Origin of the sequence: Brevundimonas sp. 1080 (assembly GCF_040545985.1) — a bacterium.
Lineage (GTDB): Bacteria > Pseudomonadota > Alphaproteobacteria > Caulobacterales > Caulobacteraceae > Brevundimonas.
Genome location: NZ_JBEPMW010000002.1, coordinates 726,763 through 748,138 on the forward strand (window position 1 = coordinate 726,763; position 21,376 = coordinate 748,138).

24 protein-coding genes are annotated in these 21,376 nt (G+C 66.8%); 12 read left to right on the plus strand and 12 right to left on the minus strand.

Annotated elements, in window-relative coordinates; genetic code table 11:
- Positions 1–17: 17 nt before the first annotated feature.
- Entirely contained in the window at positions 18–590 is a 573-nt protein-coding gene (locus ABIC32_RS08955; RefSeq protein ID WP_235551295.1) for an SH3 domain-containing protein, read from the minus strand.
- A gap of 67 nt (positions 591–657) precedes the next feature.
- On the opposite strand from ABIC32_RS08955, the gene ABIC32_RS08960 reads away from it, so the two are divergent.
- Positions 658–1,644: a 2-hydroxyacid dehydrogenase gene (locus ABIC32_RS08960; RefSeq protein ID WP_354073928.1), complete on the plus strand. Its 987-nt coding sequence runs from the start codon at positions 658–660 to the stop codon at positions 1,642–1,644.
- Here ABIC32_RS08960 and ABIC32_RS08965 read toward each other — a convergent pair.
- Positions 1,641–2,849 (minus strand): DUF6880 family protein, encoded by a 1,209-nt coding sequence (locus ABIC32_RS08965; protein WP_354073929.1) that lies wholly within the window; start codon positions 2,847–2,849, stop codon positions 1,641–1,643. The genes ABIC32_RS08960 and ABIC32_RS08965 overlap by 4 nt on opposite strands.
- Positions 2,850–2,968: 119 nt before the next feature.
- Between ABIC32_RS08965 and ABIC32_RS08970 the strand changes: the two genes are divergently transcribed.
- Positions 2,969–3,235: a hypothetical protein gene (locus tag ABIC32_RS08970; RefSeq protein ID WP_354073930.1), complete on the plus strand. Its 267-nt coding sequence runs from the start codon at positions 2,969–2,971 to the stop codon at positions 3,233–3,235.
- Between the two features lie 3 nt (positions 3,236–3,238).
- Here the strand turns inward: ABIC32_RS08970 and ABIC32_RS08975 are convergent, their stop codons facing one another.
- Both ABIC32_RS08975 and ABIC32_RS08980 read right to left on the minus strand, forming a co-directional pair.
- Positions 3,239–3,976: a HesA/MoeB/ThiF family protein gene (locus ABIC32_RS08975; protein ID WP_354073931.1), complete on the minus strand. Its 738-nt coding sequence runs from the start codon at positions 3,974–3,976 to the stop codon at positions 3,239–3,241.
- A 54-nt stretch (positions 3,977–4,030) separates the two neighbouring features.
- Entirely contained in the window at positions 4,031–4,498 is a 468-nt protein-coding gene (locus ABIC32_RS08980; RefSeq protein WP_354073932.1) for a BLUF domain-containing protein, read from the minus strand.
- A gap of 68 nt (positions 4,499–4,566) precedes the next feature.
- Between ABIC32_RS08980 and hslV the strand changes: the two genes are divergently transcribed.
- The gene (hslV, locus tag ABIC32_RS08985) at positions 4,567–5,127 is read left to right on the plus strand and encodes an ATP-dependent protease subunit HslV (RefSeq protein WP_017504950.1); all 561 of its coding nucleotides are present in this window, start codon (positions 4,567–4,569) and stop codon (positions 5,125–5,127) included.
- 13 nt (positions 5,128–5,140) lie between these two features.
- On the opposite strand, the gene ABIC32_RS08990 is transcribed toward hslV, so the two are convergent.
- Positions 5,141–5,722: a ClpP family protease gene (locus ABIC32_RS08990; protein WP_354073933.1), complete on the minus strand. Its 582-nt coding sequence runs from the start codon at positions 5,720–5,722 to the stop codon at positions 5,141–5,143.
- Positions 5,722–5,928 (minus strand): hypothetical protein, encoded by a 207-nt coding sequence (locus ABIC32_RS08995; RefSeq protein ID WP_295184806.1) that lies wholly within the window; start codon positions 5,926–5,928, stop codon positions 5,722–5,724. Before ABIC32_RS08995 ends, ABIC32_RS08990 begins: the two co-directional genes overlap by 1 nt.
- 152 nt (positions 5,929–6,080) lie before the next feature.
- Between ABIC32_RS08995 and hisS the strand changes: the two genes are divergently transcribed.
- Positions 6,081–7,571, plus strand: a complete 1,491-nt coding sequence (hisS, locus tag ABIC32_RS09000) for a histidine--tRNA ligase (RefSeq protein WP_354073934.1) — start codon at positions 6,081–6,083, stop codon at positions 7,569–7,571.
- A gap of 365 nt (positions 7,572–7,936) precedes the next feature.
- On the opposite strand, the gene ABIC32_RS09005 is transcribed toward hisS, so the two are convergent.
- Entirely contained in the window at positions 7,937–10,060 is a 2,124-nt protein-coding gene (locus ABIC32_RS09005) for a M13 family metallopeptidase (protein ID WP_153922824.1), read from the minus strand.
- 156 nt (positions 10,061–10,216) lie between these two features.
- Here ABIC32_RS09005 and ABIC32_RS09010 point away from each other — a divergent pair, with 156 nt between their 5' ends.
- Both ABIC32_RS09010 and ABIC32_RS09015 read left to right on the plus strand, forming a co-directional pair.
- Positions 10,217–12,052 carry a cation:proton antiporter domain-containing protein gene (locus tag ABIC32_RS09010; protein ID WP_354073935.1) on the plus strand — a complete coding sequence of 612 codons (1,836 nt, stop codon included), beginning with the start codon at positions 10,217–10,219 and terminating at the stop codon, positions 12,050–12,052.
- A gap of 191 nt (positions 12,053–12,243) precedes the next feature.
- Complete coding sequence (locus tag ABIC32_RS09015) at positions 12,244–12,885, plus strand: TetR/AcrR family transcriptional regulator (protein ID WP_039243898.1); 642 nt, start codon at positions 12,244–12,246, stop codon at positions 12,883–12,885.
- 66 nt (positions 12,886–12,951) lie between these two features.
- On the opposite strand, the gene ABIC32_RS09020 is transcribed toward ABIC32_RS09015, so the two are convergent.
- Genes ABIC32_RS09020 through ABIC32_RS09030 form a run of 3 tightly spaced genes read right to left on the minus strand, consistent with a single transcriptional unit; the run spans position 12,952 to position 14,399 of the window.
- Complete coding sequence (locus ABIC32_RS09020; RefSeq protein ID WP_354073936.1) at positions 12,952–13,533, minus strand: Smr/MutS family protein; 582 nt, start codon at positions 13,531–13,533, stop codon at positions 12,952–12,954.
- Positions 13,530–13,769 (minus strand): helix-turn-helix domain-containing protein, encoded by a 240-nt coding sequence (locus ABIC32_RS09025; RefSeq protein WP_017504942.1) that lies wholly within the window; start codon positions 13,767–13,769, stop codon positions 13,530–13,532. Before ABIC32_RS09025 ends, ABIC32_RS09020 begins: the two co-directional genes overlap by 4 nt.
- A 24-nt stretch (positions 13,770–13,793) precedes the next feature.
- Entirely contained in the window at positions 13,794–14,399 is a 606-nt protein-coding gene (locus ABIC32_RS09030) for a DUF2975 domain-containing protein (protein ID WP_055807460.1), read from the minus strand.
- Positions 14,400–14,852: 453 nt separating this feature from the next.
- Between ABIC32_RS09030 and rdgB the strand changes: the two genes are divergently transcribed.
- Positions 14,853–15,455, plus strand: coding sequence for an RdgB/HAM1 family non-canonical purine NTP pyrophosphatase (gene rdgB / locus ABIC32_RS09035; RefSeq protein ID WP_354073937.1), 603 nt, complete (start codon positions 14,853–14,855; stop codon positions 15,453–15,455).
- The gene (gene hemW, locus ABIC32_RS09040) at positions 15,448–16,608 is read left to right on the plus strand and encodes a radical SAM family heme chaperone HemW (RefSeq protein WP_354073938.1); all 1,161 of its coding nucleotides are present in this window, start codon (positions 15,448–15,450) and stop codon (positions 16,606–16,608) included. Before rdgB ends, hemW begins: the two co-directional genes overlap by 8 nt.
- Here the strand turns inward: hemW and ABIC32_RS09045 are convergent.
- Complete coding sequence (locus tag ABIC32_RS09045; RefSeq protein WP_354073939.1) at positions 16,605–18,260, minus strand: GNAT family N-acetyltransferase; 1,656 nt, start codon at positions 18,258–18,260, stop codon at positions 16,605–16,607. The two genes, hemW and ABIC32_RS09045, sit on opposite strands and share 4 nt — an antisense overlap.
- 153 nt (positions 18,261–18,413) lie before the next feature.
- Here ABIC32_RS09045 and ABIC32_RS09050 point away from each other — a divergent pair, with 153 nt between their 5' ends.
- Positions 18,414–18,905 carry a hypothetical protein gene (locus ABIC32_RS09050; protein ID WP_354073940.1) on the plus strand — a complete coding sequence of 164 codons (492 nt, stop codon included), beginning with the start codon at positions 18,414–18,416 and terminating at the stop codon, positions 18,903–18,905.
- 142 nt (positions 18,906–19,047) lie between these two features.
- Here the strand turns inward: ABIC32_RS09050 and ABIC32_RS09055 are convergent, their stop codons facing one another.
- A complete protein-coding gene (locus ABIC32_RS09055) occupies positions 19,048–19,302 on the minus strand; it encodes a GlsB/YeaQ/YmgE family stress response membrane protein (RefSeq protein WP_039243891.1) in 255 nt (84 codons plus the stop codon).
- 188 nt (positions 19,303–19,490) lie between these two features.
- Between ABIC32_RS09055 and ABIC32_RS09060 the strand changes: the two genes are divergently transcribed.
- From ABIC32_RS09060 to ABIC32_RS09070, 3 genes are all read left to right on the plus strand, one after another.
- The gene (locus tag ABIC32_RS09060; protein WP_295184789.1) at positions 19,491–19,871 is read left to right on the plus strand and encodes a helix-turn-helix domain-containing protein; all 381 of its coding nucleotides are present in this window, start codon (positions 19,491–19,493) and stop codon (positions 19,869–19,871) included.
- Positions 19,872–19,941: 70 nt separating this feature from the next.
- The gene (gene hisN, locus ABIC32_RS09065) at positions 19,942–20,727 is read left to right on the plus strand and encodes a histidinol-phosphatase (RefSeq protein WP_354073941.1); all 786 of its coding nucleotides are present in this window, start codon (positions 19,942–19,944) and stop codon (positions 20,725–20,727) included.
- A 75-nt stretch (positions 20,728–20,802) separates the two neighbouring features.
- Complete coding sequence (locus ABIC32_RS09070) at positions 20,803–21,372, plus strand: hypothetical protein (protein ID WP_354073942.1); 570 nt, start codon at positions 20,803–20,805, stop codon at positions 21,370–21,372.
- The last annotated feature ends 4 nt before the right edge of the window (positions 21,373–21,376 follow it).

A 21,376-nucleotide genomic window follows, 5' to 3' on the forward strand; every position in this document is an offset into this window, starting at 1 on the left:
CGCTCAACAGCGTGCGGTCAGTTGCGACCCGTGCCCGCGGGGCGATTTGCGTTGCACAGCGCCCGCTCCTGGGTGCCGAAGACCGCCCGCTGGGCCACGAAACCCTCCAGCCGTCGCGCCCGGACCTTGCACCAGCCCTCTTCGCATTCGTCCAGCATCACCAGGGCGCGCGGCGACAGGCGCGCGCGCACCGACGCCGTCTCGGATCGGCCCGACCGGATCGGCACTTCCTCTGCGGTCGTGTTGAAGACATAGCGCCGGCCCGACGAAACCGTGCGGTGGATCCAGGCCACCGCTCCGTCGGGATCGCAGATCTTGCGCCATTCCGTCGTCTCGGCGATCACCTGAACCGGCAGGCCGGCGGCCCGGTATTCCCACAGGATCGGATAATCCAGACCCGGCCCCTGGCGCGCGCGGACGTGCGAGGACTTCAGCGAAATCCAGCGCGGCACCTCAAGCCCGGTCGGGGTCGGGCGTCCGTCGGGCATGGTCGCGCCGGCGCTGGCCATCACGCCGAGGCCGAGAATGGCTCCAACGATGGCGATGCGGCGTCGCAGGCTTTGGAAGATGGCGGCGGCTTTGCTAGACACTGATTGGAACGACCCGTCGCGCGGGCTTTGATCCGTCTGAATCGCCGCCCGCTAACCAAGGCCGAGAATGTCCCCCCGCAAGCTTAAGGTCGTATTAACCAGACGCCTGCCCGACGCGGTCGAAACGCGCATGCGGGAGCTGTTCGACGCCGAGCTGAACCTGAAGGATCAGCCGATGGACCGCGCCGCGTTGCAGGCCGCCGTCCAGCGGGCCGAGGTTCTGGTGCCCACAATCACCGACGTCATCGACGCCGACCTGATCAATGGCGCAGGCGAGCAGTTCAAGATGATCGCCAACTTCGGCGCCGGTGTGGACCATATAGACGTCGATGCGGCCGTGGCGCGCGGCATCATCGTCACCAACACCCCCGGCGTCCTGACCGAGGACACCGCCGACCTGGCCATGAGCCTGATCCTGGCCGTCAGCCGCCGCATCGTCGAGGGCGCACAGGTCGTGGCCGAAGGCCGGTTCGAGGGCTGGACCCCGACCTGGATGTGCGGACGCAAACTGTGGGGCAAGCGGCTGGGCATCGTCGGCATGGGCCGGATCGGCCAGGCCCTGGCCCGTCGCGCCAAGGCCTTCGGGCTTCAAGTCCACTATCACAATCGCAAGCCCGTCCCGGCCCTGATCGAGGAAGAGCTTGGCGCGACCTACTGGGACGACCTGGACCAGATGCTGGCGCGGATGGACATCGTCTCGCTGAACTGTCCGGCGACGAAGGACACCCACCATCTGCTGTCAGCCGAACGCCTGGCCCGGCTCCAGCCCCACGCCATCCTAATCAACACCGCGCGCGGCGAACTGATTGACGAGGCGGCTCTGGCCCAGGCGGTGGCCATGCGCGCTCTGTCCGGCGTCGGCCTGGACGTTTTCGAGAACGAGCCCGCCATCCATCATGGCCTGCTGGGTCAATCCAATGTCGTGCTCCTGCCCCACCTGGGTTCCGCCACGTTGGAAGCGCGCCAGGACATGGGCGACCGCGTCATCGCCAACGTCATGACCTACCAGAACGGCCACCGCCCGCCGGATCGGGTCATCCCCGCAATGCTTTAGGGCGCAGCCAGCAAACGCTCGGCCGCATCGGGATATTTTTGCGCCAGCCGCGCCGCCCAGTCGGCCTTGAGCGGCAGCGGCGCGCGCACCTCGGGGATGCGGCGTTCGACCAGGGCGGCGGCCTCGCGATGGGCGGGCCAGTCCATCAGAAAACCCAGCGCCGTCTCGACGTCGGCATAGGTCGCGGCATGGGCCAGCGCGCGGTCCAGCGCCTCCACATCGTCGAAGTCGGGTAGGCGCGCCAGATAGGCCCGCAGCACCGGCGCGGACAGGTCGCGCTCGAACATCGCCCAGCGCAGATCCTGCGCCTCGTCCTTGCGCCCCTCGGCTTCCAAGAGATCGATCGAGGTCGCCTCCCATGCCGGGGTCAGGACCAGCGGTCCGGCTTGCGGCGATCGCCCGAAGGTCCAGCGCCGGTTGCCCGACGACGGTTTCAGCGCCGCCTCCAGCGCCTGACGCGCTTCTGGAATGCGATCAGCGACCAGCAGCCGCTTGGCCATCACCGCCGCAAAATCCGGTGAGCCCTGCTCCTCCGGCGTCGTCATCGACAGCCACAGGTCCAGATCGCCCGCCCGGTCGGCCAGCCGTCGCACGACCGTCCGCATGCCGCGCGCGCTCGAGGTGGTATCGAGACGAACCAGTAGCCTCTTGGCCAGGTCCGCCGTCAGATCATCGCCGCCCGCCCCTATCCAGCGGGCGTATTCGAGCGGTTGCCGCGCCACCGCATCCGCCAGCAGACCCACTGTGCTTTCGTCCGTCCGAACCGCGTCCTCCGCGATCCGCCACAAATCTGCAGCCGCCGTTTCGAACGCATCGGCCAGTTCGCCCTTCTGATCCTTGACCCGCGACGCCAGACCGCGAAACAGGTCGAACCAGCCGATCAATCGCTCCAAACCCATCGCCGGCGCGGCCTCGGCCAGATCCTCGACGATCGCAGCCCACAGAATCTCCAGATCACGCAGCAGGTCCGGCCGTTTCCTCCATGACACCCGCGCGCGGCTGGCGGCGATGGTCGTCAATCGTTTGTCGATTTCCAGGGCCAGCAGATCCGGCCCCGCCTCGGCCGCCATCACCAGCCTGAGCCGCCGCTTCAGGATCGCATCCGCATCCGCCGCCTGCATCAGCAGTTCGCCCAGACGCTCAGCCCCCAAGCCGCTGAGATTCGCAGCGTTCAGCCGTTTGGGCGAGGCGGGACGTCGGGCCATCAGGCCTCCTTTTCACAAGTCTGTCGGACCGAACTCACACGGCTGTCGAAAACCGCTGGCAGGGGAGGAACCGTCGTAAACGCGCTTCGTTTCCGGCGTCCTGATCGAGGAAGTGTGCGTTGGACTCCTACTACTGCATCGTCAACCTGCCCGGCGTTCCGGTGCGGGACATCTGCGTCCTGGACGCGGCGAACGACACGGCGGCCAATCAGGCGCTGGAGGCGATCGCCCGCAACTGGGTTGGGTTCGAAACCCTCTATCTCTATTGCGGCGAGCGTCTGGTGACGGTGCTCAGCAACCCGGCGCTGGGCTTTGCGCCGCCCCTGCCCGATCTGGATTTGGCTGACTTGGACCTGGCCGACATCCGTTTCGCGACGGCCGCCTGAGCGTCAGCCGCCGCAGATCGGGCACTCCGGATCAGCGGCGACCCGCACGGTCCGCGCCGAGCCCGCCAGACCGTCATACAGCATCAACCGCCCCGTCAGGGCCTCGCCCGCGCCGGTGATCAGCTTGATGACCTCCAGCGCCGCCATCGACCCGATCACGCCGGTCAGGGCGCCCACCACGCCGACGCGCGCACAGGTTTCGGCATCCGGCGGAATCTCGGGCACCAGGCATTGATAGCAGGGCTTGCCTGCGAACACCCCGATCTGCCCGTTCCAGCGGCCCAGCGCGCCCGACACCAGCGGCTTGCCCGCCGCGACGCAGGCCGCGTTGACCCACAGCCGGGTCTGGAAATCGTCGGTCCCGTCCAGAACGATGTCGAAGGCGGCGATCCGAGCCGCCGCATTCTCGGCCGTGATCCGCTCGGCGAAGGTTTCGACCGCGACATGCGGATTGAGGCCGATCAGCCGTTCCGACGCCGCCTCGACCTTCGACCGGCCGACCTGCGCCGTCGAAAAGGCGATCTGCCGTTGCAGGTTGGACAGGCCGACCACATCGTCGTCGATCAGGCCCAGCGTCTCGACACCTGCCGCCGCCAGATAGAGCGCCGCCGGCGATCCCACGCCGCCCGCGCCGACGATCAGCACCCGTGCGCGCTTCAGCGCCTGCTGCCCCGGCCCGCCCACTTCGGACAGCACCAGATGGCGCGCATAGCGTTCGACTTCGTCTTCGGAAAAGATCACCGCCCTATCTAGCGCCGCAGAGGTTCCGGCGCGAGGGGGCTGTCGCCCGGCGCCTTAAGCGGCCATCCGGACGTGTTCGCACGACAGCAGCTTTTCCAGACCCGCGCTGGACAGATCGCTCAGACGCCGTCCGCGCAGAATGTCGGCGGCCTGCTGGGTGCTGAGGGCGCACAGCCGTGCGGGTTCGCGCATCCGCCGCTGCATGACGGGTCGATCATCCAGGACACGAATGTTGTGATGACGCGGATCTTTCCAGAGGCGAGACATCAAGCGATCCAGGTCCGCACGGGTGCCCTCGATGATTTGGGCCGCCTCGCCCTCATGGAACAGCATGGCGCTGCCGATCTCGTCGCGGCGATTGTTTCGCTCTGACGCGCCGAGGATTTCGGCAAGCGATTGGGTCGTGTGGTTCGCGCCACCGATCATTTCACTCACGAAAACGACGCGATAAAGCAAAACCTGCCCCTCGATTTCAAAGAACCGCGAAAGCGGATTGCGCCTTCTAGCCAATATTGGGGTCAAAATAAGACAGCGTTACACCAAGGCGCGACAGACTTGATGCCGGCGCCCGGCCGCGCCATCTGATCGTCATGACCCAGACCGCATCCAACTTCCCCGACTGGCACGGCACCACCATTCTGGCGGTGCGCAAGAACGGACGCACCGTGATCGCCGGCGACGGCCAGGTCTCGATGGGCCCGACGATCGTCAAGGGCGCCGCCCGCAAGGTGCGCACCTTGGCCGGCGGCAAGGTGCTGGCCGGCTTTGCCGGCGCCACGGCCGACGCCTTCACCCTGATCGAACGGCTTGAGGCCAAGCTGGAGCAGTATCCCGATCAGCTGGCGCGCGCTTGCGTCGACTTGGCCAAGGACTGGCGCACCGACCGCTATCTGCGCCGGCTGGAGGCCATGCTGCTGGTGGCGGACAAGTCGTCCATCTTCACCGTGACGGGCGTCGGCGATGTGCTGGAGCCGGAGTATGGCGTCGCCGCCGTGGGCTCGGGCGGCAACTACGCCCTGTCGGCCGCCCGCGCCCTGATCGAGGAAACCGATCTGGACGCCGAACAGGTCGCGCGCAAGGCCATGAAGATCGCCGCCGAAATCTGCGTCTACACCAATGGCAATCTGACCGTGGAAACGCTTCAGGCGTGATCTGGCCGACGGGTCAGATCACTTCGGCGATCAGGCCCAGCGCCTTGGCCTCCTGGGCCTCGACGTACCAGTTAGCGGGCGCGCGTTTCAGCACCTCCTCCATCGTGACCGACGATCCGCGCACCAGGTTTTCGAAACCCTCGTTCTGGATGGCGATGGAGTGTTCCAGCTCGTTCAGCATGGCGCGAACCGAGGCGATGCAGGTCGTCAGCGGCCCCGAGACATGCAGTTGCTTATCCATCTTGCGCTCATGGATCATCACCCGGGCGCCGCGCGTCAGATAGCGGTTCTCCACCGCAAAAAAGCTCATGAAGGTGGCGCCGGCGGAATAGATCGCCGCCTTGCCCAGAAACACTAATCGGCGGGACGGATTGATGTCGCTTTGAAAGCGCACGTCCTCGCCCATCATGCGCGCCACCTCCGGATCACCGCCCAGGGTGGACAGTTCGATGACGGTCAGCCCGGTGTCGGGCGCCTCCGCCATCTGCTGGCGAAAGCGGTCGTACATAGCGTAATCGACCGCGCCGGCGAGCAGAATGCGTGGCGTATCGAATGCTTCGGCGGTCAGAATGCCGCTCGGGGCCGCCTCGGACATCACAGCTCGGCCGCGGCGGCGGCGTCGTCGCTGATGGGATAGCCCTGGGCCGACGCCCAGGACCGGGCTTCGCGGATCGAGAAGAAGGCCTGGTTCTGCATACGCCGCGACCCCGCGTCGTCGATCAGCTCGCACTCCCACCACCGGATCGTGCGCCGATCGGAGGTGTTGCAGGTGCGCGGAACGAGAAGGGCGTGGGGCGTCATGCGCCACTAACGAAACATTGTCCCGGCGGTTCCTTCGAAGCCGAGATTTCGCCTTTAGGAACAAATCATTGTGCGACGCCGGAGGACACGACGCCGGCACCGAGGTGATAGGACAATTTGCGATCAAAGGCCCCTTGGCTTAAGCGCGCGCCATGACCGATGCCGCGCCTCCCCGCCCCCTCGCCCGCAACCCGCGCGGCTTCGCCGACAAGCGCGGCCGCGACCTGACCGCCGAACGGCGCATCGTCGCGCGCGTGTCCGAGGTGTACGAGCGCTGGGGCTTCGAATCGCTCGAGACGCCGGCCTTCGAATATGCCGATGCGCTGGGCAAGTTCCTGCCCGACGCCGATAGGCCGAACGAGGGCGTCTTCGCACTGCAGGACGACGCCGGATCGGACGAGCCGGGCGACTGGATGGCGCTACGCTACGATCACACCGCGCCCCTAGCCCGATTCGCCGCCCAGACCTGGGAGACCCTGCCCAAACCGTTCCGGCGCTATGCCTATGGTCCCGTCTGGCGCAACGAGAAGCCCGGCCCCGGTCGCTTCCGCGAGTTTTGGCAATGCGACGCCGACACCGTCGGCTCGGACCGGCCCGAGGCCGACGCCGAAATCATCGCCATGGGTTGCGAAGGCCTGCGCGCGGCCGGTCTGGACGCCGGCCAGGCCCAGATCCGCGTTTCGAACCGCAAGCTGTTCGACGGCCTGTTCGACGCCGGCGGCGTGACCGAGGCCGGTCAGCGGCTGACGGCGCTTCGCGCCATCGACAAGTTCGATCGCCTGGGCTGGGAGGGCGTGGTCCAACTGCTGGGCGAAGGTCGTCTGGACGACTCGGGCGACTACACCAAGGGGGCCCAGCTGCCCGCCAAGGTCACGGCCGCCATCGAGGCGTTCCTGGCCTCCGCGAACACGCCTGGCCTGACGCGGGCGCAGACCCTGGACGCCGTCGCGCGCTCCGGCGACCTCGGCGCGGCGGGCGAGGCGGCGCTGAACGAGCTGGCCGCCATCGACCACGCGCTGGCGGCCATGTCGGTCGGTCAGGACGCCGTGAAATTCGATCCGACCATCGTGCGCGGCCTGGAATATTACACCGGCGCCGTGTTCGAAGCCGAGCTGCTGCTCGACACGGTTGACGACAAGGGCCGCCCGGTCCGCTTCGGCTCCATCGGCGGCGGCGGCCGTTATGACGATCTGGTCGCCCGCTTCACCGGCCAGAGCACGCCGGCGACCGGCTTCTCCTTCGGCGTCTCGCGTCTGGCCTCGGCCTTGCGCGCGGCGGGACGGGACGGCGAGGACGCCGTGCGCGGCCCCGTTGTCGTCATCGTCTTCTCCGAGGACGACATGGCCCATTATCTGACCGCCGTCGCCGAACTACGCGCCGCCGGGATCGCCGCCGAGCTCTATCTGGGTCGCGCCGGCATGAAGGCGCAGATGAAATACGCAGACCGGCGCGGCGCCCCGGCTGTCGTCATCCTGGGCGGCGATGAAATCGCCGCCGGCGAGGTCACGATCAAGGATCTGGACGCCGGCCGCGCCGCCGCCGCCGCCATCACGGACAACGACGCCTGGAAGGCGGAACGCCCCGGCCAGATGAAAGTCCCCCGTGAGGGCCTGATCGCCGCCATAAGGTCCATTATCGAATAAGCTTCGATAATGACAGACCCCTGAGATGGGTTATCAGTGATAAGTCGAAGAAAGTTCGACTCTCGCCAAACCGGCCGTTGACGACCGACCGGCCCTTGCGTCAAATGACCTCACTCGAGGGCAAGCGTTGCTCAAGCGCGCAGCACTCGAAGGCGTTTCGGGGAGGAAACGTCCGCTCTTTAAAGAGCGCGAAAGCCCGCTGCGATGTATCCCCCGCAGCGGGCTTTTTCGCGTCTGAAGCCCAGACAAACTCCTCTGAAATCTCGACAAATTCTTGGTACGGCGTCGAGATCGAGCAGCCCGGTCTCGATATGGAAAAAGGCCGGGGCTAACCCCGGCCTTTCGATTCTCGAACAAGCGTCGCCTTACCAGAGACGGACGCGCTCCTCGGGCGTCAGATAGTATTTCGTGCCCGGTTGGACGTCGAAGGCGTCGTACCAGGCGTCGACGTTGCGCAGCGGGCCGATGACGCGGAACTGTGCGGCCGAGTGCGGGTCGGTGGCGACCTGCTGCTTCAGCGCCTCGTCGCGATACTTCGACTGCCAGACCTGGGCCCAGCCGTAGAAGAAGCGCTGGTCACCGGTCGCGCCGTCCAGAACCGGCGCCGGCTGACCGTTCAGCGACAGGTGATAGGCCTCAAGACCGACGGCCACGCCAGACGCGTCACCGATGTTCTCGCCCATCGTCAGGCCAGGGTTGATGTGATAGCCGGCGATCGGCTCGTAGGTCGCATATTGCGCGCCCAGACGCGCCGTCAGGGCCTCGAAGTTGGCCTTGTCTTCCGGCGTCCACCAGTTGCGCAGCACGCCGTCGCCGTCGGACTTGGAGCCCTGATCGTCGAAGCCGTGGCCGATCTCGTGCCCGATCACGCCGCCGATGCCGCCATAGTTGACCGCCGCATCGCCATTCGGATCGAAGAAGGGCGGTTGCAGGATCGCGGCCGGGAAGACGATCTCGTTGTTGGCCGAGTTGTAGTAGGCGTTGACGGTCTGCGGGGTCATGCCCCATTCCGACTTGTCGACCGGCTCGTTCAGACGGGCCAGATCATAGTTCCATTCGAACAGGCCGCGGCGCTCGGCGTTGCCGACCAGGTCGTTCGCGCGGATGTCCAGACCGGAGTAGTCGCGCCACTTGTCGGGATAGCCGATCTTGACGGTGAACTTGCGCAGCTTCTCCTGCGCCGCCGCCTTGGTCTCGGTCCCCATCCAGGTCAGGTTGTCGATCCGGTGCGACAGGGCGGTGCGCAGATTGGCGACCAGCTCTTCCATCTTGGCCTTGGATTCGGCCGGGAAATACTGGGCGACGTAGAGCCGGCCCGTAGCCTCGCCCAGCGACCCTTCGGCGAAGGAGATGGCGCGCTTTTCGCGGGTGCGCTGCTCAGGCTGACCCGACAGATCGCGCGAACGGAACTCCCACTGAGCGTCGGCGAAGCGCTTGGACATCAGCGGCGCCATGTCGTCGGCGGTGTGGAAGGCTTGCCAGGCCTGCAGCAGTTCGACCGGCGTCTCGGCGTAGATGGCCGCGATCTTGGGCATGGCCGTATCCTGACGCACGATCAGGCGCGGCACGCCGCCCAGCTTGGCCGCATCGTAATAGGCCTGCCAGGCGAAGCCCGGCGCGTCCTCGGCCAGTTTGGCGATGGTGAACTCGTTGTAGGTCCGGTCGCGGTTGCGGTTCTCCACCGGGGTCCAGTGGGCCTCGGCGATCTTGGTTTCCAGCGCGACGATCTGAGCGGCGGTCTCGGTCGGGTTGGTCCAGCCGATCATCTCCAGCATCCGGCCGACATAGGCCTGATACTTCTCTTTCTTGTCGGCGAAACGGGCGTCCAGATAATAGTCGCGGTTCGGCAGGCCGATGCCCGACTGGCCCGTCGAAACGACGTAGCGGGTCGGTTGCTTGGAATCGATCGTGATGCCGGTGCCGAAGAAGGACGAGCCGAAGCGGCCGGCCGTCTGGCCCATATAGACGGCCATCTTGTCGTGGCTGTCGGCGGCGCGGATCGCGGCCAGATAGGGCTGCAGCGGCTGGGCGTCCAACTGCTCGATGCGCGCCTCGTCGATGTAGGACCGATAGGCGTCAGCGACCTTGGCCTCATCCGATCCGGGCGCCAGGTCGGTGCGGTTGGCCAGGCCCAGCACCAGTTCCTTCATGCGGTTGTCCGACAGTTCGCGCAGCAAGGCGAACGAGCCATAGCTGGTGCGGTCCGACGGAATGACCAGCTTTTCCAGCGCCTTGCCGTTGGCGTACTGGAAGAAGTCATCGCCCGGCTTCACCGAGGTGTCACGGCCGGCCATGTCGAAGCCCCAGGTCCCGTAGCGAGGCGCCTCGGTGCCCTGCCAGCCGGCTGCCGTCTCTTCGCCCGAGAACAGCGAAACGATGGTGCAGGCGTCGTCGATGCAGGCGTGGTCGTGACCGATATCCTGAGCCAGAACCGTGCTGGCGGGCAGAAGAAGGGCGCCGACGGCGGCCCCGATAAGCAGACGTTTCATCACTATGTCCCTGTTCCCACCCGGCATTTGGATGGTTCGGCGCAGACCCTAGTCCGGCGAGGGGGGGTGTCGCCTTAAAAAAAGTTCATGATTCCGATGCGGCCTCTCGCCACAGCGCCGGGATCAGGGTCAGATACGCCGACGCGAGGAGGGCGGATGCACAGTCAGGGCGGCGACTATAAGGATCTGGTGGTCTTTCTGGCGGCCGCCGGCGTCATCGTGCCCCTGGTCAATCGGCTCAAGGTCAGCCCCGTCCTGGGCTTCCTCGCTGCGGGCGTTTTGCTGGGGCCGGACGGCCTGGGTCGGTTCGCGCAAAGCCTGCCCTGGCTGTCTTGGCTGACCATCGGCGATCCGGGCCAGTTGGCGCAGCTGTCGGAACTGGGCGTCGCCTTCCTGTTGTTCATGATCGGTCTGGAGCTGTCGTGGGAGCGGCTGCGCGCCATGCGTCGGCTCGTGTTCGGCCTGGGGCTGATGCAGGTCGTCGTCTGCACCGCCGTGCTGGCGGGCGGCTTCATGCTGATGGGACAGACCTTGGCCAGCGCCGTCGTGTTGGGCATGGGCCTCGCCTTATCCTCGACGGCCGTGGTCATGCCCGTGCTGGCCGAGCGCGGGCGGCTGAAGGGGACGGTCGGCCGTTCCACCTTCGCCATCCTGCTGGCCCAGGATTTGTCGGTCGCCCCGATCCTGATCACCGTCACCGTCCTGGCGGCCCTGGCCCAGCAGGGCGGCGCGCTGGATCCCGCCGTGCTGGGACGCGCCCTGTTCACCCTGGTTCCGGCCGCCATCGGCCTGGGTCTGATGGTGCTGCTCGGGCGGGTGGTGCTGCGGCCGATGTTCCGATCGGTGGCCAAGGCGCGCAAGGCCGACCAGGGCGGCGAACTGTTTGTCGCCGCCTCCCTGCTGGTGGTGGTCGGGGCCGGTCTCGCCGCCCAAGCCAGCGGCCTGTCGATGAGTATCGGCGCCCTTCTGGCCGGCGTGCTGCTGGCCGAGACCGAGTTCCGGCGCGAGGTTGAAGTTTCTATCGAGCCGTTCAAGGGGCTTTTGCTGGGCGTCTTCTTCGTCGGCGTCGGCCTGGGCCTGGACCTGGACGCCATCGCCGCCGATCCGGTCGGCGTCTTCGGCCTGGCCCTGGCCCTGACGATCGTGAAGACCGGCGTCATCTTCGGCCTGGCGCGTTTCTGGGGCCTGGGCGCCCGCCCGGCGCTGGAGACGGCGCTCGTTCTGGCGCCGGCGGGCGAGTTCGCCTTCGTGGTCTTCGCCACCGGCCTGGTCGAGGGCCTCGCACCGCCGCAGTTGACCAACACCGTGGCCCTGTCGGCGACCGTCAGCATCTTTTCGATCCCCCTGCTCGCCCTGCTGGGCCAGAAGCTGGCGCGCAAGTCGGCAGCCGCAGGCCAACCCGTCGAGCTTCCAAAGCTGGAGGCGGCCGACGGCGCGGTCATCATCGTCGGCTTCGGGCGCGTCGGCCGTTTGATCGGGGAAATGCTGAAGGCGCACGATCAGCCCTTCATCGCCCTGGATACCGATGCGGGCGCCGTCGCTGCGGGCCGTCGTGACGGATTCGATGTCTTCTATGGTGATGCAGGGCGGCGCGAGATGCTCCAGCACTGTGGTGTTCAATCCACCCGCGCCCTGATCGTCACCATGGACGCGCCGACGAAAGTGGACGAGGTGGTCACTACGGCGCGGTCGATGCGCGACGACCTGATCCTGATCGCCCGCGCCCGTGACGATCAGCACGCCATTCGGCTTTATGGACTGGGCGTCACCGACGCCGTGCCAGAGACGACCGAGGCCAGTCTGCAGCTGGCCGAAAACACCCTGGTCGATCTGGGCGTGCCCATGGGCCTTGTGCTCGCCTCGGTCCACGAACGTCGCGATCAGTTTCGCAAGGCCTTCCAGTCGGCCATCCCGATCGAGCGTCGCAATCGCCCCAGCCGGGCGCTGCGCCGCACGCTGCGCCCGACGCGCGTCGATCCCGCGTCGGAGTAAGGGAAGCCCCTTACAGACCGTCGCCGGACCCATTTTCGTCATGGTTCCGTGATGCAAGCGCCGCTCTCCATGACTGCATCTGCGGAGCAGAAGCGCCCTTTCGGTTCGATCCAGGGGCTCAGATATTCATTCGAGGTCGCTGCCGGGCTCGCCCCGACCAGAGACCGAAAGTAGAGTAAAAGCCTGATTATATGACAGATACCGTCGCCTCCCTCGCTGTCGAGCCCCGCTTGAACCGCCGCCAGGCCGCCAAGATCCGCACGCGGCAAAAGGTTCTGGACGCCGCCCGCTCGCTCTTCGCCGAGCGCGGCTATGAGCCCGCCACGATCCGCGACATCGCCAAGGGCGCGGGCATGTCCACCGGCGCCGTCTTCGCCAACTTCCAGGACAAGGCCGAACTGTTCGAAGCCGTCCTCACCGAAGACATGACGCGTCTGGCCGAGGTGGTCGAAGCGGCGGCTCCGGAAGGCGAGCCCGTCCGCCAGCGCCTCGTCAGCGCGCTGAGCGCCGGCTATCACTCGTCGCTGGACCAACTGCCCCTGTTCCAGGCCATCGTGGCCCGCTCGTGGTTCCAACCCCTAGCCGCCGAAATGCGCGCCCGCGCCGCGACCAAGAACCTGCTGCTCGCCATCAGCAACATCCTTCAGGATGCGGTGGCCAAGGGCGAACTGTCCAAGGACGCCGACAGCCGTCTGCTGGTCGAGCTAATCTGGGACGCCTATCTGTCGAACTATCGCCGCGCCGCCTATGACGAATGGGACGCGCAGGCCCTGTCGGACCATATGGGCAAGCAGATCGACGTGATCCTGGCCGGCGCCATCGCCGCCAAATAAGCCAGAGCAAAGCCGCTTATCGAAAGGCCGGGGCCGCCAGCGCGGGCCCGGCCTTTTTCGTGAGCGTCAGGTCCGGCGTTTCAGGGTGACGTAGAAGGCGCCGTTTCCGCCGTGCTTCTGGTGGGCGATGGTGAAGCCTGACACCACGCCGCGCAGTGCGGGCGAATGCATCCATTCCGCAAAGGCCGAACGGATCACCCCGTCGCCCATCCGGCCCTGGCCGGTGATGACCAGCACGGCCCGCATGCCGCGCGCCTGGCAGGATGTCAGGAAGCCTCGAAGCTGATCCTCGGCCTCGAACCGGCCAAAGCCATGCAGGTCGATGCGCGCCTCGATGGGGTCGCGTTCGCGCGACAGCCGCTGCTTGCGGCGCGGCTCCAAATCCTCGGGCGCGGGCTTGGGTTTGTTCGGCGGAGGTCGCTTTTCCGCGGGCTGCGCGACATCGGTGCGTTTGGGAGACGCCTTGACCAGAGGGCGCGGGCGCTCGATCGGCGTCACCACGATCTCGGGCGGCGTTTCGGCGCCGGGCGTGACGCGGGCAGCCTTGCGCGTCCTCGGCGTCACGACCGATCCGGCCACACGGGTCCAGATGCGACGGTCTTCGGTCGTCAGTCCGTTCTCATCACGGCTCGAGCCCTTTCGCCTCATGCCTCGCCGTCGTCCTCGATCGTGTCGCCGGGACCAGGCTCGTGCGCCAGCAAGTCACCGGGCTGGCAGTCCAGTTCGCGGCACAGGGCGTCCAGGGTCGAGAACCGCACCGCGCGCGCCTTGCCGGTCTTCAGGATCGACAGGTTCGCCACCGTCACCCCGACCCGGTCGGCGAGTTCGGTCAACGACATGCGGCGTTCCACGAGGACGCGGTCGAGCTGGACGCGGATGGCCATGCGCAAATCCTACTTCTAAACGGCTCAGATCGTCAGTTCGGATTCGCGACGCAGGCGCGCGCCCTCGCGGAACACCTCCGCCAGCACGAAGACGATAAGCACGGAAAAGATGGGGGTCAGCAGTTCGCCAAAGCCCTGCGGATCCATGACGCCGGGCGCCAGCCGCTTGGCGACGAAGCCTTGGGCCACCCAGACGCCGCCGGTCACGACCGCCAGGGTCAGGCCGATCTGGCGCAGACGGCGCACGTTATCGGGCTGGAACGGGTCGCCCATGGTCAGGGTGCGGATGATGCGGCGCAGGCTGCGCAGGATTAGCATGAAACCGCCGAAATAGGCCGTCGCGGCGCCCAGGCCGAACAGCAGCAGGGTGCGCGTCAGCGGCAGTTGCTTGCCGCCGGAATCCCCGCTGACGGTGATGTTCACATTGTCCAGGGGAATGAAGATCGCGGCGATGACCAGCAGCAGCAGCACGCCGGTGATCAGCCAGAGAAGGATGTAGGCGACGTCCAGAACCACCTTCAACACGCTGGACACCGAACCCGGGCCGAGCGCTTTGATCGGCGCGCCCAGCCAGTTCGGAACGCTTGCCTCGCCTCGCTTCAGCGGATTTGGCGGCAGGGGCAGGCGCATGGTCTTTTTGATCTCAAGCCGGGGAAGGCGGGGCGATGGCCACGCGGGGTCCGGCGAACCCGCGCGCGGCGCTATACATCGCGGTCTTCATGCAGGTCGTCAAAGCTCCAGTGATCGAAAAGAAAGAGATCAAAGGGCTTGGAACAGGGTGACGACCAGGGCGGTGGGCAGGGCGGCGATCAGAACGGTGCTGACAAAAGCAGCGCCGACCTTGTCGAGCCACATCGAGGTGTTCATCGTATGCATTGTGGTTCTCCGTCTTTCATGTTTGGGCGATTATCGCCGTTTGGATTTGTTAGCCGCATGATCGTTCCCGGTTTTCCGGAAGTCGTGAACGCCGCGACCTCGTTCCTGACGATCAATAGATAGGCCGTGCAGGCGAAAAAGGCACGTTACATATCGTTTAACGATATTAAACTTTGGCAATAGACTGTTTCAGGAGCGTGATCGACGATGAATCTCAAGCTTATCAAGGGGATGCGGATCGTCGTGGCGACGCACAACGCCGGTAAGGTTCCCGAAATCTCGGCGCTGCTGGGCGGAAATTACGAACTCGTCACCGCCGGCCAGCTGAACCTGCTCGAACCCGACGAAACGGAGAGCACCTTCACCGGCAACGCCATGCTGAAAGCGCGCCACGCGGCGGAACTGTCGGGCGAGGTTTCGCTGGCCGATGATTCCGGCCTGTCGGTCGCGGCGCTGGATGGCGCGCCGGGCATCTTCTCTGCGCGCTGGGCCGGGCCGGGCAAGGATTTCGCCGTCGCCATGAAAAAGGTCGAGGAGCGGCTGGAAGAGATCGGCGCGACGGACCGCGCCGCCTGGTTCACCTCGGCCCTGGCGGTCGCCTGGCCGGACGGCCCCTGTGTGGTGGTCCAGGGCGAGGTTCACGGCCAGCTGACCTTCCCGCCACGCGGCGATCGCGGGTTCGGCTACGACCCGCTGTTCATTCCTAATGGCGGCGATCAAACCTTCGGGGAGATGGAGCCGGCGGCCAAGGACGCCATCAGCCACCGCACCGTCGCCTTCGCCAAGCTGAGAGCCGCCCTGATTGACTGATCCGCTTGATCCGGGATCGGACGTCGGCCTCTACGTCCACTGGCCCTATTGCGCGCGCATCTGCCCCTACTGCGACTTCAACGTCGTGCGCGATCGCGGGCGCACCGAGGAACAGGCCGCGCTGGTCGAGGCGATCCTGGCCGATCTGCGCGCCCAGAGAGATCTGACAGGCCCGCGCCGGCTGGCCTCGATCTTCTTCGGCGGCGGCACGCCGTCGCTGATGGCGCCCGACGCCGTCGCGCGCATCGTGGCGGCGGCCCGCGACCTGTTCCCGCCCGCTGGCGACATCGAGATCACGCTGGAGGCCAATCCCACGGACGCCGAGGCCGGCCGTTTCGCCGCCCTGGCCGACGCCGGGATCAACCGCCTGTCGATGGGCGTCCAGGCGCTGGACGACGCCGCCCTGCGTTTTCTGGGCCGCGACCATTCGGCGGCCGAGGCCCTGCGCGCGGTCGATCTGGCCCGCCGCGCCTTCGACCGTCTGTCCATCGACCTGATCTACGCCCGCCCGGACCAGACGCCTGAAGATTGGGCCGCCGAATTGACGGCGGCGCTGGCGCTCGGGTTCGAACACGTCTCGCCCTATCAGCTGACCATAGAGCCGACGACCGCCTTTGGCCGGGCCTTCGTGCGCGGAACCCTGACCCCGCCGGACGAGGACCGGGCCGCCTCCCTCTACGAAACCACCCAGGACGTCCTCTCCGCCGCTGGCTTCGACGCCTATGAGGTGTCCAACCATGCGCGCGGTCCCGCCGCCCGGTCGTCGCACAATCTGCATATCTGGCGCGGCGGCGATTTTCTCGGCCTTGGCCCCGGCGCCCATGGCCGGCTAACGCTGGACGGGGTCAGGACCGCGACCGTCGCCCACCGCCGCATCGACGATTATGTGGCGGGCGTTTCGGGCCGCACGCCCTGGTCCGAGCGCGACGCCCAGACGCCGGCCGACGCCGCCGAGGAACGGCTGCTGCTGGCCTTGCGCACTACCGAAGGCGCGCCTGTCGCCCTATTGTCGGCGCTCGGCCTGTCGCCTGAAGGCGCGCCGGTCGCGGACCTGATCGCCGACGGATTCCTGATGCTGAAGGCCGAGCGACTGATCGCCACCGAGCGCGGCCGACCTGTGCTGGATGGCGTGCTGAAGGCGCTGCTGACCTAAGCCTTCTTCAGCCCTAGCATCCCCAACCAGCCGCCGCTGGTCAGCAAAGCGACATCCAGCAGGGCCAGCGGCAGGGGCGTCGAAACCGGCGCGGCGATGAAACGCGAACGCCAGTCCGGGCCGAACTTGGCCTTGTAGCTGCGCAGACCCTGGAAGCCGTAGAGCGCCCCGCCCTCTTCGAACACCAGGGCGCCGACGCGGGCGAAGACCGGCGCGATGCGACGATCCTCCAGCCCGGCAAGCGGCGCCATGCCCAGGTCGAAGCTGGCCAAGCCTTCCGCCTTGGCCCACTGTGCGCAGCGAATGAACAGATAGTCCATCACCCCATGCGGCGCGTCCGGCCGATGGCGCATCAGATCCACCGCCGCTTCGTCGGGCGAGGTCAGCAGATTGGCGAAGGCGACGATGCGGCCGCCCTCCCTGACCACCGCCAACGGCGTCAGGTCCAGATAGTCGACGTCGAAGCGCCCCAAGGAGAAGGATTTCTCCGAGCCCTCGTGCATGGCCAGCCAGGCGTCCGAAATCTCGTGCAGCTCGTGCGCGATCTCTGCGGCCGAACCGGGCGGAAGAACCTCAAACGAAGAGCCTTCACGCTCGGCGCGATTGATGGCCGTGCGAAGGTTCTGCTTGCCCTTGCCCTCGATGGAGAAGCGGTGGGCGTCGATCACGGCCGTCTCGCCGACCTTGCGCACCGCCAGTCCCATGGTCGCCAGATCGCCCAGCACCTCTTCGCTGACAGAATAGAAGACCGCCGCCCCACCATAACTGTCGGCCATCTCGGCAAAGGACCACAGCAACTCCAGCCGTTCGCTCTTGAGCCCGGCCGGTTCGCCCATGGCGATCCAGCGCCGTCCCCGCACGCGATAGGCCAGGAAGCTGGAACCCGACGGGCTGAACATCAGCGCCTTGTCGCCCAGCATGGCCAGCCACGCCTCGGGCGTGGCCGTATCGGCCGTCTGCAGCGCCTGGAGCGCGCGATCGATGTCGGCCTTGCTGGCCGGTCCGTGACTGTGGGCGCCCGGCGAGCTCAGTAGCGAGCGGCCGGCCACGACCAGCGTCAGGATCGCCAGAACCAGCCCGGCCCGCAGGAAGCCGGACGCCTGGCGATCACTCAGGAAGCGCCACCAAAGCTCGTCATTATAGGCTACGTCGCGATAGGCGAAGAAGCCCAGCCACAGCATGGCCGCCACCACCGCCGTCAGCAGCAACAGCCAGCTGGGCCGCAGCGGTTCGCTGAGCCGCGAGCGCCGGTTGAAGGCCGTACGGCACGGCGCCAGCAGCGCGGCGACGACCAGCAGATCCGTCGCCTGCTGCCAGTCCAGACCCTTCAGCACCGAGAACACCGCCCCGGCCGCCAGGACGAGCAGGGCGGCCCAATAGGCGCCGCGTCGACGCCGCCATAGACCCGCCGATAACAGCAGAAGAAGGAAACCGGCGATGCTGCCAACAAAGTGCGACAGGTCGATCAGGATGGGAGACACGACGCCTGTCAGCTGACGCAGCCGACTGTCGAACTCGGGCGTCACCGCAGAGGCCAGCATCAGCGCGCCTGCGCCAAAGGCCACCACCGCAAAGATCTGGGGCGTCAGTTCGAAGGCCAGACCCGCCAGTCGGCGGATCAGACCGGATGTGTGCCGGGGGCGGCTGGACAAACGTGGCCTCTCGAATCGCGGATCGCCCGAACATAGACCAAGAATCGTCCATCCGGGGCGCTGCCAAGGTCATTTCGGGGCACACGAAACAATCCGTAACAGAGCGAGTATATAGGGGTGCGGGCGTCGGGCCCGTGCAACTGGGGATGACCCATGAATATCAAGACCGCTCTTCTGGCTGGCGCTGCAGCCGCCTTCATGACCGTCGCGCCGGCTCTGGCGCAAGAAACCACGCCCGCTCCCGCCGCCGCGCCTGCCGCCGCCGCGTCCTCGCAGCAATCGCTGTCGCTGAACCCCGGATCGAGCGTTTCCGGTCCTGACGGCGAGCTGGGCAAGCTGGAAGGCGTTCAGAACAACGCCGAAGGCAAGCAGGAGCTCACCGTTCGCGGCGCCGACGGCCAACTTCGCGCCGTGCCGCTGAGCGGCATCCGTCAGGAAGGAACCGGCGTCGTGGTGGCCTACACCAAGGCCGAGTTTGACGCCGCCGCTCCGATCGCCGGCGCTCCGGCGGCCCCCGCCGCTGATCCGGCCGCCGCGCCCGCTCCGACCTCGGAGCCTGCTGCTGAACCGACCAGTCCGGCGACCACCGAGCCGGCGACCCCGGCTCCGGACAGCGCCACGCCGGCTCCGACCGAGCCGCAATAAGACAGTCTTCCAAGGCTGAATGACCAAGGGCGGTCGGATTTCCCGGCCGCCCTTTCGTCTGTCTGCAACCCGGCGCCGACAATGGCGCAGCAAAAAGGGCGGCTCATGAGAGCCGCCCTTTCCTTATCGACCAACTGTCGGATCAAGCGCGACGCTTGACCAGTCCCAGAAGGAACAGCAGCAGGCAGGCGCCCAGGAACGCCACGATCAGGGTGACGAAGTTGAAGCCGCCAACCGGCGTGCCAAAGACGTTGTTCGAGATGAAGCCGCCGAGCAGGGCGCCGATGACGCCGACGATCAGATTCGTCAGCAGGCCGTGATTACGACCCATGACCTTTTCAGCCAGCCAGCCGGCGACGATGCCGATGACGAGCCAACCAATGATTCCGAGACCCATGCTGTGGTTCCTTCCTTTAAAAGCCAAGCTGTTGCAGTAAATGCGGCTCGGGCCATACGGTTGCGTCCTCGTTCCAACCTCGCCGCAATAAGGCCGAATTCGCTTCAGGCGCGATCCGGCATGGCGATTGCCGTGATCGACGCGTGTCGTCCCGCATCGGGACAGACGTTGAGACGAGGATCACCGTCATGGCCGACGACATCGACCTTCATCTGGGCCGCCGCCTGCGCCGCCGTCGTCGCCTGCTGGGCCTGACCCAGCAGCAGCTGGCCGTTCAGGTCGGCATCCGCTTTCAGCAGATCCAGAAGTACGAATGCGGCGCCAACCGCATCTCCGCCGCGCGCCTGTGGCAGTTGGCCGAGGCGCTCGAAACCCCCGTCGCCTATTTTTATGATGGTCTGGCCGAGGCGATGGACGCCGACGCCCCGCCGCCCAAGGGCGGCGAAGTCTTTTCGCGCAAGGAAACGCTGGATCTGATCCAGGCCTATTATCAGCTGGACGAACGGCCCCGCCGGCGTTTGCTGGATCTGGCCAAGTCCCTGCATGCGGGCGACGCGGCCGCCGCCTGATCGGCGCCTCTCCCTGATCTGCACGTCTCAAGGGGCGCCCATGCCGGGGAAAGCGCGGTAAGGGAGCCCCATGACCGAATATGAAGCCTTCGCCATCGAACTGGCGCGTGAAGCCGCGCGTGTGACCCTGCCCTTCTTCCGCTCGGATATCGGGCATGAGGACAAGGGCGGCGCGGCCGGCTTCGATCCCGTCACAGAAGCCGACAAACAGGCCGAGGCCGCCATCCGCCGCCTGATCGCCGCCCGCTATCCCGACCACGGCGTCATCGGCGAGGAGTATGGCGAGGATCGGCCGGACGCCGAGCACGTCTGGGTGCTGGATCCCATCGACGGCACCCGCGCCTTTATCTCGGGCCTGCCGCTGTGGACGACGCTGATCGCCCTGCGCACCAACGGAAAGCCCACGGTCGGCGTCATCGCCCAGCCCTATCTGGATGAAATCTTCATCGGCGGCCCGTCCGGCGCGCGCCTGTTGCGCGGCGATACCGAGACGCCGCTGGCCGTGCGGTCCTGTGAGACGCTGACCGACGCCGTGATTTCGACCACGGACCCCGACATCTTCAACGGCGCCGAACTGGGCGCCTGGACCCAGGTGCGCGCGACCGCCCGCCTGGCGCGCCTGGGCTGCGACGCCTACGCCTACGCCATGGTGGCGGCGGGCAAGATGGATCTGGTCGCCGAGACCAGCCTGAAGCCCTGGGACTGGTCGGCCCTCGTACCCGTCATCGAGGCGGCGGGCGGCAAGGTCGTGAACTGGCGCGGCGCAGCGCCGGACGACAGGGGTCAGGTCCTCGCCGTCGGCGACGCGCGTCTGATCGACCAGGCCCTGGTGACGCTGAAACGCGCGGCCGCATGAAGCTCTCACCTGGCGCATATTGACGCAGGTCGAGAGACGGCGTCAGGGTGCGAACGGTTGAGGGGACGGATTTCGATGACTGGGCAGTCCAAACTGGTTGTCGGCGTCGACGTGCCCTGGGTCACGAGTTGGAGCGGCGAAGAGATTACGGGCGCCGCTCCATGCCGAACCGTCGGCGGCCGTCTCGCCCTGATGCAGGCCAGTGCGCCCGGCGCGGGCAAGCCGCAATATTCGAAGAACCATCTGGTCCGACAGCGCCTCACCGTCGCGCGCATGCTGTGCCCGATGTGCGGCGAGCCGACCCAGGAGGGCGATCGCTGGACCCAGATCGCCGCGCGACGTTGCGCCGGTCAGCTCAGGGCGCGCGGCGGTCAGGTTCGCGCGGACATCGCCGACGACCGCGTGATGATCGACGCCGGCTCAATCGCGCCCCTGCACCGTCGCTGCGGCGACCGCTCGATGAAATACTGCCCGCACCTGCGCGCCAGCGACGATGTGATGGTCATGCGCTTCCCGCGCGAATGGATCGTCCTGCCGCTGCTGATCAAGGCCGAGACCGGCCCCGGCGTCGCCGTCGCCTTCCTGCAGCTATGCGGCGTCACCCAAACGATCGACCGACGCTGGCGTGCCGAAACCGCCGCCTAAACGA

Coding starts and splice junctions, on each gene's coding strand:
- ABIC32_RS08960 (WP_354073928.1), top strand. CDS start 658: ATGTCCCCCCGCAAGCTTAAGGTCGTATTAACCAGACGCCTGCCCGAC.
- ABIC32_RS08965 (WP_354073929.1), bottom strand. CDS start 2,849: ATGGCCCGACGTCCCGCCTCGCCCAAACGGCTGAACGCTGCGAATCTC.
- hslV (WP_017504950.1), top strand. CDS start 4,567: ATGACCCAGACCGCATCCAACTTCCCCGACTGGCACGGCACCACCATT.
- ABIC32_RS08990 (WP_354073933.1), bottom strand. CDS start 5,722: ATGTCCGAGGCGGCCCCGAGCGGCATTCTGACCGCCGAAGCATTCGAT.
- ABIC32_RS08995 (WP_295184806.1), bottom strand. CDS start 5,928: ATGACGCCCCACGCCCTTCTCGTTCCGCGCACCTGCAACACCTCCGAT.
- hisS (WP_354073934.1), top strand. CDS start 6,081: ATGACCGATGCCGCGCCTCCCCGCCCCCTCGCCCGCAACCCGCGCGGC.
- ABIC32_RS09005 (WP_153922824.1), bottom strand. CDS start 10,060: ATGAAACGTCTGCTTATCGGGGCCGCCGTCGGCGCCCTTCTTCTGCCC.
- ABIC32_RS09010 (WP_354073935.1), top strand. CDS start 10,217: ATGCACAGTCAGGGCGGCGACTATAAGGATCTGGTGGTCTTTCTGGCG.
- ABIC32_RS09015 (WP_039243898.1), top strand. CDS start 12,244: ATGACAGATACCGTCGCCTCCCTCGCTGTCGAGCCCCGCTTGAACCGC.
- ABIC32_RS09020 (WP_354073936.1), bottom strand. CDS start 13,533: ATGAGGCGAAAGGGCTCGAGCCGTGATGAGAACGGACTGACGACCGAA.
- ABIC32_RS09025 (WP_017504942.1), bottom strand. CDS start 13,769: ATGGCCATCCGCGTCCAGCTCGACCGCGTCCTCGTGGAACGCCGCATG.
- ABIC32_RS09030 (WP_055807460.1), bottom strand. CDS start 14,399: ATGCGCCTGCCCCTGCCGCCAAATCCGCTGAAGCGAGGCGAGGCAAGC.
- rdgB (WP_354073937.1), top strand. CDS start 14,853: ATGAATCTCAAGCTTATCAAGGGGATGCGGATCGTCGTGGCGACGCAC.
- ABIC32_RS09050 (WP_354073940.1), top strand. CDS start 18,414: ATGAATATCAAGACCGCTCTTCTGGCTGGCGCTGCAGCCGCCTTCATG.
- ABIC32_RS09055 (WP_039243891.1), bottom strand. CDS start 19,302: ATGGGTCTCGGAATCATTGGTTGGCTCGTCATCGGCATCGTCGCCGGC.
- ABIC32_RS09060 (WP_295184789.1), top strand. CDS start 19,491: ATGGCCGACGACATCGACCTTCATCTGGGCCGCCGCCTGCGCCGCCGT.
- hisN (WP_354073941.1), top strand. CDS start 19,942: ATGACCGAATATGAAGCCTTCGCCATCGAACTGGCGCGTGAAGCCGCG.
- ABIC32_RS09070 (WP_354073942.1), top strand. CDS start 20,803: ATGACTGGGCAGTCCAAACTGGTTGTCGGCGTCGACGTGCCCTGGGTC.